The sequence below is a fragment of the Paenibacillus sp. FSL R5-0341 genome (genome assembly GCF_037975235.1).
GTDB classification, from domain to species: Bacteria; Bacillota; Bacilli; order Paenibacillales; family Paenibacillaceae; genus Paenibacillus; species Paenibacillus amylolyticus_A.
In genome coordinates this window covers 5891151-5901645 of sequence record NZ_CP150241.1, presented here as the reverse complement: position 1 = coordinate 5901645, position 10495 = coordinate 5891151, and the positions used below count along the sequence as shown (strand labels likewise).

General features: G+C 48.7%; 10 protein-coding genes. 7 read left to right on the top strand and 3 right to left on the bottom strand.

Annotation, left to right across the window (positions count from 1 at the left end; all coding sequences use genetic code 11):
* The 3 genes from MKX75_RS26605 (at position 1) to fni (ending at position 4020) form a co-directional block, all read left to right on the top strand.
* Positions 1-1149 carry a glycosyltransferase family 2 protein gene (locus MKX75_RS26605; protein ID WP_339167461.1) on the top strand — a complete coding sequence of 383 codons (1149 nt, stop codon included), beginning with the start codon at positions 1-3 and terminating at the stop codon, positions 1147-1149.
* Positions 1146-2627 (top strand): phytoene desaturase family protein, encoded by a 1482-nt coding sequence (gene crtI, locus MKX75_RS26600; protein WP_339167460.1) that lies wholly within the window; start codon positions 1146-1148, stop codon positions 2625-2627. Before MKX75_RS26605 ends, crtI begins: the two co-directional genes overlap by 4 nt.
* A gap of 325 nt (positions 2628-2952) precedes the next feature.
* The gene (gene fni / locus MKX75_RS26595) at positions 2953-4020 is read left to right on the top strand and encodes a type 2 isopentenyl-diphosphate Delta-isomerase (protein ID WP_339167459.1); all 1068 of its coding nucleotides are present in this window, start codon (positions 2953-2955) and stop codon (positions 4018-4020) included.
* A gap of 91 nt (positions 4021-4111) precedes the next feature.
* On the opposite strand, the gene MKX75_RS26590 is transcribed toward fni, so the two are convergent.
* Together MKX75_RS26590 and MKX75_RS26585 are read right to left on the bottom strand one after the other, a co-directional pair.
* Entirely contained in the window at positions 4112-4564 is a 453-nt protein-coding gene (locus MKX75_RS26590; protein WP_339167458.1) for a hypothetical protein, read from the bottom strand.
* A gap of 24 nt (positions 4565-4588) precedes the next feature.
* Entirely contained in the window at positions 4589-5029 is a 441-nt protein-coding gene (locus MKX75_RS26585) for a hypothetical protein (protein WP_076332542.1), read from the bottom strand.
* Positions 5030-5235: 206 nt separating this feature from the next.
* Here MKX75_RS26585 and MKX75_RS26580 point away from each other — a divergent pair, with 206 nt between their 5' ends.
* The gene (locus MKX75_RS26580) at positions 5236-5706 is read left to right on the top strand and encodes a GNAT family N-acetyltransferase (protein WP_076332543.1); all 471 of its coding nucleotides are present in this window, start codon (positions 5236-5238) and stop codon (positions 5704-5706) included.
* A 192-nt stretch (positions 5707-5898) separates the two neighbouring features.
* Positions 5899-6999, top strand: coding sequence for a redox-regulated ATPase YchF (ychF, locus tag MKX75_RS26575; RefSeq protein ID WP_076332544.1), 1101 nt, complete (start codon positions 5899-5901; stop codon positions 6997-6999).
* 140 nt (positions 7000-7139) lie between these two features.
* Here the strand turns inward: ychF and MKX75_RS26570 are convergent, their stop codons facing one another.
* On the bottom strand, positions 7140-7994 hold the full coding sequence (locus tag MKX75_RS26570) for a carbon-nitrogen hydrolase family protein (RefSeq protein WP_339167457.1): 855 nt from the start codon (positions 7992-7994) through the stop codon (positions 7140-7142).
* Positions 7995-8516: 522 nt separating this feature from the next.
* On the opposite strand from MKX75_RS26570, the gene prfA reads away from it, so the two are divergent.
* Together prfA and prmC are read left to right on the top strand one after the other, a co-directional pair.
* Entirely contained in the window at positions 8517-9584 is a 1068-nt protein-coding gene (gene prfA, locus MKX75_RS26565) for a peptide chain release factor 1 (protein WP_062836950.1), read from the top strand.
* 24 nt (positions 9585-9608) lie between these two features.
* A complete protein-coding gene (prmC, locus tag MKX75_RS26560; protein ID WP_082218880.1) occupies positions 9609-10493 on the top strand; it encodes a peptide chain release factor N(5)-glutamine methyltransferase in 885 nt (294 codons plus the stop codon).
* Positions 10494-10495 lie beyond the last annotated feature (2 nt).

The window sequence follows — 10495 nt, the reverse complement described above, 5'->3', positions numbered from 1 at the left end:
ATGAATGCATCTGAAATATTCTGGATTGTGCTTACCTGCATACTGGGCATACAGTTGCTGTTCGCTCTATGGAATGTCTCCTGTCTGCCCAAAGTGCGTTCATTTCGAGCAGACCAAATACAACCGCCCGATCTGTTGGTCTCGGTGCTGATTCCAGCCAGAAATGAAAGACTACATATCGAAGGATGTCTGGAAAGTGTGCTCGCGAGCGATACGTCGGGATTCCGGATGGAAGTATTGGTGCTGGATGATCGCTCTGAAGATGAGACAGCGGCCATGGTACAAGCGATTGCGGATCGCGATGCACGTGTGCGTCTGCTGCATGGCGTCGATCTTCCCGAAGGCTGGATGGGGAAATCCCATGCGTGTCACAGGCTGGTTCAGGAGGCCGAGGGAGAATGGTTTATGTTTGTGGATGCGGATGTGCGTCTGGAGCCAAGTGCCATTCGGCAGACTCTGGCAGCAGGGTGTGAGCAGAGCGGGGGGCTGGTAACCGGTTTTCCGTATCAGGTAACGAAGACGTGGATGGAGAAGCTTGTCGTGCCGATGATGGTCTTCACCATCATCAGTCATCTGCCCATTTTCATGATACGCAGATCATCCAGTCCGATGTTTGTGGCCGCTACGGGGGCTTTTTTGCTGATTCATCGCTCCAGTTACGAAGCATCCGGCGGTCATGCTGCCATTCAGGCGCATCTGGTGGATGACATGAGTCTTGCCAAAGCAGTCAAGCGTGCGGGTCATCCGGTGATGCTGACAGACGTGCATGACGTAACGAATACCCGCATGTATCAGAACGGGGCAGAAGTATGGAACGGATATAAGAAGAATATGTACGAAGGTATGGGACGCAAAGACGTACTGCTGCTTGGCACGATGATGATCTATACACTGATGTATATTGTGCCTCCGCTGGGCTTGATTATTGGACTCATGACGGGCAGTTCGATGTTCATTCTGTATGGATTGATAGGAACTTTATTAGGTATGGCTGTGAAAAGAGTAGCGGATCATGCTGGCGGACAACCCTGGTGGCTCGCCCTTCTGCAACCGGTCAGCATGGCCTGTGTCATTGCCATCGGACTCGCTTCCTGGCAGGCAGGTCGCTCCGGCAAGGGGTATGTATGGAAAGGTAGGCGGTACAGTTGAGAGGTAACGTCATTATTATCGGTGCAGGATTTGGAGGTCTGTCGTGTGCGATAAGACTGGCTTCACAAGGTGTGCAGGTGACCATTCTGGAACGGCAACAACACGTAGGTGGCAAGCTGCAACAGATTGAGTGGGACGGGTATCATTTTGACCGGGGACCGAGCACGATCACGATGCCATCCACCTTTCGTTCAGTGTTTGATCACGCGGGTGTAGCGATGGAAGACTACGTACAGCTATATGAGATAGAACCGCGCACGCGTAATATATTCGCAGATGGCACAGTGGTAGATTTGTCAGGCAACCGTGGGTGGATGAAGGAGCAGATCGCAGCGTACAGTCCGGAGGATGCAGCTCGTTATGATGCGTTTATGGATGAGTCTGCTGCACTGTATGCGGAAGCCAATCGTCATTTTCTCGGTAAGTTGCTGCTGTCTCCTTCTGACAAATACAATCTTCAGATGCTGCGCAGCCTGCTCCGCGTGCGGCCAACGGTGAAGCTGGATAAGTTGCTGCGTTCGTATTTCCAGCATCCACATACGCTCGCTATGTTCGGACGGTACGCGACCTATGTGGGATCATCGCCGTATCAGTCGCCTTCCATCTTTGCCATGATGGGTCATGTGGAAGCAGAGGTGGGCATCTACGGGGTCAAAGGTGGAACCTATCAACTGATCGAAGGCATGACTCGCCTGGCACAGGAAAAAGGTGTACAAATCATGACCGGCATAGAGGTCCGGCAGATTGTTGTCCGGAATGGCAAAGTGGCAGGCGTGGATACGGATCAAGGCTTCCGGGAAGCCGATCAGGTGGTTGCCAATGGCGATGTGCTTAGTGTGAATCGACTGCTGCTCGCACCGGAACATCGGAAAGAGATGAGCGATGCCCGCATACGGAAGTATGAGCCATCCATTTCGGGATTTGTGACGCTGGCAGGTGTGCGAAGACAATATGATGCACTGCTGCACCATACGGTCTTCTTCCCGGAACGGTATGAACCGGAGTTCGACCATATTTTCCGTGACCGTAAAATGCCCGAAGATCCGACGATCTACATCTGTTACTCCGGTTATTCGGAAGCAGGTATGGCTCCGGCGGGAGCAAGTAACCTGTTCATTCTGGTCAATGCCCCCTATTTGTCGGATTCATGGAATTGGGAGGAACAAAGGGAACGTTACGGGGCGTTTGTGCTGGAACAGTTGGCATCGCGGGGAATCACCGGGTTGAACCAATCTGATGTGCTGATCCGGTACACGCCGCGAGATATCGAACGGGATACTTTGGCGCATCAAGGATCGATCTACGGCATCTCGTCCAACTCGGTGAAGCAGACCTTCATGCGACCAGGCAACCGAAGCAAAGATGTACAAGGACTCTGGTACGTTGGCGGAACCACGCATCCAGGCGGCGGAACCCCGATTGTGACGTTGTCCGGACAGCTTGTTGGTGAGCAGTTAGCATCAGAAATCTTGAAATAAGATCGTTGTGCAGGATGATGGAGTGAAATGTGTTGTGTTAATCAATATGCGTGTGCATCGTCTGTGCTAACCAGCTTTGAAGGTGCGACGGATGATCCGTGCTTTTGAGTAGGCATGAATAGCGGTGCCCTGAGGATCAAGTGAGACATGTGGTAGCAGGGCATCCTTTCAATAGGTGGATTGGAACGTTATACTGGATAGAGTTAAGTGGTAATGCTAATAGGATTAATGTTTTTGTCTTTTGCAAAAGACTTATATACATAAAAGCTAGGAACAGGCAGGTTATCCTGTCGATCCGCACGATTCTCACATAGGAGGTCTCATCATGAATGAACAAGAGCGAGCCGGCGAACGGCTGCTTCCCGAAGTGGCTACGGGAGAACGGAAGCTGGAACACGTGCGCCTCTGTCTTGAGGAGAATGTGGCAGGAGAAGGGGTAACCAGCGGCATGGAGCGGTATGCGTTTCGTCATCACCCACTGCCGGAACTGGATTTTGAAGAGGTGCATCTGGAGACTTCGTTTATTGGCAAAAAAGTGCGCACACCCTTGCTCATCAGTTCGATGACGGGTGGAAGCAAAACAACAGGCGCCATCAATGAGCGCCTCGCCCGAGTAGCGAACGCCAGAGGTTGGGCGCTCGGCGTAGGTTCGATCCGGGCTGCCGTGGAACAGCCGGAACTGGCGAGTACCTTCGATGTGCGGCGCTGGGCACCGGACATCCCGGTCATTGCCAACCTGGGTGCAGTGCAGTTGAACTATGGCTTCACCACGGCTGACTTCCAGCGCGCCGTAGATATTGCGGGTGCGGACATGCTCGTGCTTCACTTGAACACGTTGCAGGAAGTCTTCCAGCCGGAAGGCAATACTAACTTCAGCGGATTATTTCAACGGATTGAGAACTTGTGTCGTGAGCTAGACGTACCTGTTGGCGTGAAAGAAGTAGGTTTTGGCATCGATGGCGTGACGGCGAAAGCCTTGTATGAAGCGGGTGTGTCGTTCATCGATGTAGCCGGCGCTGGAGGTACAAGCTGGGTGCAGGTGGAGAAGTACCGCAACAATAACCCGGTACGCCGAGCGGCAGCTGAAGCTTTTGCCGACTGGGGCATTCCCACAGCGGAGTGTATTCAGGAAGTACGTGCGCTGAATCCTGTCAGAGCCCTGATTGGCAGTGGTGGATTGTATACGGGCGTGGATGCGGCTAAAGCCCTCGCACTCGGCGCGGATCTCGCTGGCTTCGGCCGATCTCTACTCGAATCCGCAGTAGCTTCCGATGATGCGCTGAATGAGCGTTTGGAACAGGTCGAATTCGAGCTGCGTACCGTGATGTTTGGTATTGGTGCAGGGCGAATTGAGGATTTGAAGCAGACGGAGCGTCTGGTGAAACGGCGTTAGGCCGAGGGTGAAAATGAAGGTGATATAAGCTTCAACAAAAATAGTGTAGAGGATACTTCATTAAGAAATATCCTCTACACTATTTATTATATTAAAATTGTCGGGCACTGATATTCACATCCATTTTATGCCCTGTTGAACTATAGATATATACTTTGACGTTTGTTGTGCCTATGACACCTATTCTTGTTGTTTTTTGAGTCCCTTTTTTGATTGGAATATCAATTGGGGAGAGACTACCCACGGTAATTTTGGCATAAACAGTATCCGTACTAGTATTGTTAATCCAAAGATTAGAAGTCTCTCCATTGTCAGGATCCAATGTGAAGGATTTTTCGTATGCATTGTAACTGCTGTAATTGAATGGTCTGATAAGCTGTATTTCCATTGGAGTAACAATCGGATCCTCAGTGTTCTCCACAGTGATTGGAGAGGTGGTAAGAGCATCTTGCACTCTATCCTCTAATTCAGTAGCACTAGCTGGATGTGCAGAAAGTAATATAGATAGAGCTAACCCTGCACCTAAAATTACGTTAAATATCAATCTGATTTCCTCCTCTCTAAATTATTACATACATTCTTCTTTCACGGTGACATTCTCATTGGTTACAGTAACGTACGAATTGCCGGATAAGTATTCCGTATAACCGCATACCACCTCGTTATATGTTTTTCCACGACTGTCCGTAAACGTAAGGTAAACAGACGATTCTCCTGAAACTTGCAGCTGCGGGAAGAATTTTAGATTCTCACCGCTGGGGATATTCTCCTCCAACAAATGTAGGGAGCCACTCTCATTGGTGTTTAACGAGCTGTCGCCTTGGGCCAGGCTAGCCTGAATATTGGTGAGGTCATAGTCAGACTGATTGTGGATCGTGATCCTCAGGTGGCGAAAGGGATCGATTGCATTCAGAAAGCTTCTAAAAGCGACGATGCCGATCACGATTATGATTACGATAGCGGATAAGATAATCATTTTCTTTTTGGAGAATCGGCGACGTGTGTTCAATATGATCCACTCCTTTCCTTCATTAGGTATAAACGATGGGAAGAGATCAAAAGTTTTGATTAAAATGGAAATATGAAAATTGAAAACTGAATCGTCAGAATAACTTCATGCGCTAAGCGGGAGAACAGGATACAATACGATATAGTAGTACATAGAAGAGTGAACAGTGATCTTACATAGAACACTCAAATGAGGAGGGAAAGAACATGGAACTATCCCCAATGAATCAGGAAGATTATGCGAGTTTTTGCATTCGCTCCATTAAGGATTTTGCAGAAGAAAAAGTAGAAGCAGGTACCTGGGCGGAGGAAGAGGCGCAGCAACTGGCCGAGGAATCTTATGAACGTTATCTTCCAGAAGGTTTGAACACACCTGGAGCGTATCTTTACAATCTGGTGCATCCTGCGGACGGCAATGTGGGGTATATCTGGTTTAACATCACGGATAATCGCCGTGGGAAGGATGCTTTTTTGCTCGACATTGTGGTTGAAGAAGCACACCGTGGTAAGGGATACGGAACAGAGACAATGCAGGCGCTCGAACAGACGGCCTTGATTCTTGGCGTGGATCGCATTGGTTTGCATGTGTTTGGACATAATGTGCGGGCGAGCAGCCTGTATCGCAAGATGGGATATGAGGTAACGGATCTAACCATGTACAAGGAAATCAAAGGGTAAACCTAATAGCGGATAATCTAGGCTAAACTTAAGATCTGCGAAAAACGAATTATCCGCAGTAACCGAGGATTTCGGGAAGCGTATGGGACTCTAGTCGAATTGGCGAAGTTCCTTGATGCCTTGAGGTTTGTCATATATAATGTATAGGATTATCCATACCGAACAAGTAATCAATGAGGAGTTGTCATATACATGGCTTTGAAAGCTGGAATTGTAGGGCTTCCGAACGTCGGAAAATCTACGTTGTTTAATGCAATTACACAAGCAGGTGCCGAATCGGCAAACTATCCGTTCTGTACGATTGACCCTAACGTGGGGATCGTTGAAGTACCCGATGAGCGTTTGGACAAACTGACAGAACTCGTTGTACCTAAGAAAACCGTACCAACGGCGTTTGAGTTTGTAGATATCGCAGGTTTGGTTCGCGGTGCGAGCAAAGGCGAAGGTCTGGGTAACAAGTTCCTTGCCCACATTCGTGAAGTAGATGCAATTGTACACGTGGTACGTTGCTTTGTAGATGAGAACATCACACACGTCGATGGTAAAATTGATCCGGTGAGCGACATCCAGACGATCAATCTGGAGCTGATCCTGGCCGATATCGAGAGTGTTGAGAAGAAAATCGATCGCTCCAAGAAAAACATGAAGGGCGGCAACAAGTCTGCCTCTCAAGAAGTAGAAGTGTTGGAGAGAGTGAAGGCTGTTCTGTACGATGATAAGCCGGCACGCAGCATGGAACTTACGGATGACGAGCTTCTGATCATACGTGATCTGCACTTGCTTACCCTGAAGCCTGTTCTGTACGCAGCCAATGTAGCTGAGGACGAAATCGGCGACGTGGCGAACAATGCATACGTACAAAAAGTAAGAGAATTCGCAGCAGCTGAAAACGCAGAAGTGGTGCCAATTAGCGCGAAGGTGGAAGAAGAAATTTCTGAGCTGGAAGGCGAAGATAAACAAATGTTCCTGGAAGAACTCGGTATAGAGGATTCCGGTCTGAACCTGTTGATCAAAGCGGCTTACAAATTGCTCGGTCTGTACACATACTTCACAGCAGGCGTACAGGAAGTTCGTGCATGGACGATCCGTAAAGGAACGAAAGCACCAGGCGCAGCGGGTGTCATTCACACCGACTTCGAACGCGGATTCATCCGTGCAGAAGTTGTTTCCTACGACGATCTGGTTGCAGCGGGTTCCATGAACGGTGCCAAAGAGCGCGGACAACTTCGTCTTGAAGGTAAAGAGTACGTTGTAAATGACGGCGACGTTATGCACTTCCGTTTCAACGTATAAGTTGTCATACCTTGATATGTAGATTCAATAACCAAAACCCTACGATCTTCTCGTGAAGATGGTAGGGTTTTTAGTATCGATGTATGGGGTCACTTCAATCGTGATGCACTTATGTACTCTTCAGTTCATATGAGGTTTGCTTAGTTCCCAACAATAGTCTTGAAAGAATAGTGTTCTTTATTTATATCAAACGAATCCGCAAGCATTCTTTCGCCATTTCTAGCTTGATTAAGAAGATCGGGGTCTAACTCAGCTAACAGCAATTCAACGTTGTCTTGCGACGCATCAATTATATTATCACCTAAAGGGTTCCATACACCGCTATGTCCACACGTATCCCAAACTCCGGTTTTTCCAACGTGATTACACATCGCCGTAAATATCGTATTATCCAGAGCACGTGCAGGGAACCATACTCGTGACTCTTTATACCCCATTCCTTTACTAAAAAGAGAGCTACCCATATATAAATGACAGCCATGTTGTGCTAAACGACGAGAATGTTCAGGGAAACCTGCGTCATAACAGATGGCCAGCCCAATGTTCCAGCCCTTTAATTTGATGATGACCTGCTCATTATTGGTTGAAAACATTTCCTTCTCCGTTTGAAACAAATGAGACTTGTCATAAACGCCTACTTCGTTTCCATTGGAATCTATTATAATTGAAGAGATGAACACATCCTCGCCTCTTCTTACAGGGGTCCCGATGATTGACCAAATGCCGTACTTTTTGCATGCTTGACGCAACTTTTCAATCCTCGCATCATTAATGGAGAGTGTATATTCAGTTAAATTGGATTCTACGATTTCTGGCACATATCCCGTCAGATATTTTTCTGGAAACATAATAATATCGGCATGCTCTATTCCAGCTTCTTCAATCATTTCATAAGCCCTATTAACGTTTTCTTCAATATTTCCGTCGATCGAAGAACACTGTGCTAAAGCAATCTTTAATTTTTCTGTTGGAAAAGCATCTGATGTTAAGTTCATATCATTCATTCCCTCCTAAAATAAAATATCAAAACCATGAATTATAGAATCCCTTGTATATATTTTACAACATCAGAAAGAAACGTGAATGATCTGTTTGTTACAATCATTTCCGGTAGGCTAATTCATGAGTAGGATGGTCGCGAGTGAAGGGTGAGAAAGTTGCATTATAAAAATTAGTTCATCCGCCTGCGGAACAGTTACTATTCAGAACCATAAGAATATGCTATAATTAAGAGTCGTATACCACGTTGAATTTCGCGCTCGAACGGATGAGCTGAAGCGGGCTTCACACAGGGTACACGATTTCTTGATATCACTTTAAAAGTAAAGGATTTGATGACGTTGTAGCGATGTTATACGTCGATCATACATGAATGTGAATACATGCTGCGGTCAGGGGATTCGGTGAGAATCCTGTGCGTTGTGGAATATAGATTATAGATGATAAGAACAATGAAACCGAAATAATTATTGTAAACGATATTTGCATGGACAAAATAATGCGTGAGGTGACTATACATGTTGGATAAATTACAGGCGTTAGCCGACCGTTATGACAAGTTAAGTGAGTTGCTGTGTGACCCGGATGTTGCAAGTGACAACAAAAAGCTGCGGGAATATTCCAAAGAACAATCCGATCTGCAACCGACTTATGAAGCGTACAATGAGTACAAACAGGTAAGTGAGGATCTTGAGGCTGCTAAAGAAATGCAGGGCGAAAAACTGGACGATGAGATGCGCGAAATGGTCAAAATGGAAATTGACGAACTGAGCACTCGCCAGAAAGAGCTGGACGAATTGATTCGTGTACTCATGTTGCCGAAAGATCCGAATGACGACAAGAACGTTATTGTTGAGATTCGCGGAGCAGCTGGTGGAGATGAAGCAGCGTTGTTTGCAGCAGATCTGTACCGTATGTACACACGTTATGCAGATGCACAAGGCTGGCGTGTAGAGCTGATGGACGTGAACACAAATGATCTCGGTGGATTCAAAGAGGTTGTTTTCCTGATCAACGGACGCGGCGCGTACAGCAAAATGAAATACGAAAGCGGCGCACACCGTGTGCAGCGTATTCCAACAACGGAGTCTGGCGGACGTATTCATACGTCAACTTCAACGGTTGCGGTTATGCCTGAAGCCGAAGATTTTGATATCGAAATTCATGATAAAGACATCCGTGTTGATACGTTCTGTTCCAGTGGCGCCGGTGGACAATCGGTTAATACCACGAAATCCGCAGTACGGGTAACGCACGTTCCAACGGGAATTGTGGCGACATGTCAGGATGGAAAATCACAGAACTCCAACAAGGAAAAAGCGTTGCAGGTTCTGCGTACACGTATCTTCGATATGAAACGTATGGAAGAGGAAGCGAAGATCTCCGTTGAGCGGAAGAGTAAAGTCGGAACGGGCGACCGCAGTGAGCGGATTCGTACGTACAACTTCCCGCAAAGCCGTGTGACGGATCACCGTATCGGTCTGACGATGCACAAGCTGGATCAGATCATGAACGGGGAGATTGAAGATATCTTGTCTGCACTGACGATTGCTCAGCAGACCGAGTTGATGGATAGAGGAGAATAATCTGTGACCCGCGCGCAGTTTGTCATGACGCCGGAACAGAGCTGTCGGGAAGCCTTCGTGGAGGCTTCCTCTTTTTTGGAGAAGTGCGGCGTGTACGAGCCGCAAAACAATGCTCGGCTGCTGCTGGAACATGTACTCGGCGTCTATGGCGCCGCGTACTACATGATGCAGCCGGAGCCTTTTCCCAGCGAGCATCGCAGCCGCTGGGAGGACGCCGTCACGCGTAAGGCTGCGGGTGAGCCGGCGCAATACATTATCGGCAGCCAGGAATTCTATGGGCTGCCGTTCGAGGTCACGCCGGCCGTGCTAATTCCGCGGCCGGAGACCGAGCTGTTGGTCGAGGCTGTGCTGCGCGAAGCCGACCGCGTGTTTCCTGACGGCGCTCCGCTCGCCGTCGATATTGGCACGGGCAGTGGTGCCATCGCGGTGACGATGGCTTCACTACGCCCGCGCTGGCAGGTAGGTGCCGGGGATCTCTCGGCGGCTGCCCTGCAAGTGGCCGCGAGGAACGCGGCCGCGAACGGCGTACAGATCGACTTCCGTGAAGGCGATCTGCTGGCCCCGTTCGCCGGGGCTCGGGTGGACATCCTGGTGTCCAACCCGCCTTACATCCCGGCGGCAGATATCGCCGGGTTACAGCAAGAGGTGCGCGATCATGAGCCGCGCATGGCATTGGACGGCGGTCCGGATGGGCTTGCACCGTACCGTATCATGCTGGAGCAACTGGCGCTGCTGCCTGCGCCGCCGCAGATCATTGGTTTTGAACTTGGCCAGGGGCAGGCTCGCGACATCGCAGCTTTGCTTGAATCGGCGGGACATTGGCCGGAAATTATCATTGTACCGGACCTTGCCGGAATCGAGCGGCATGTCCTGGGTGTTCGTACTTCGGAACAGGTGACGAAAATGTAAGG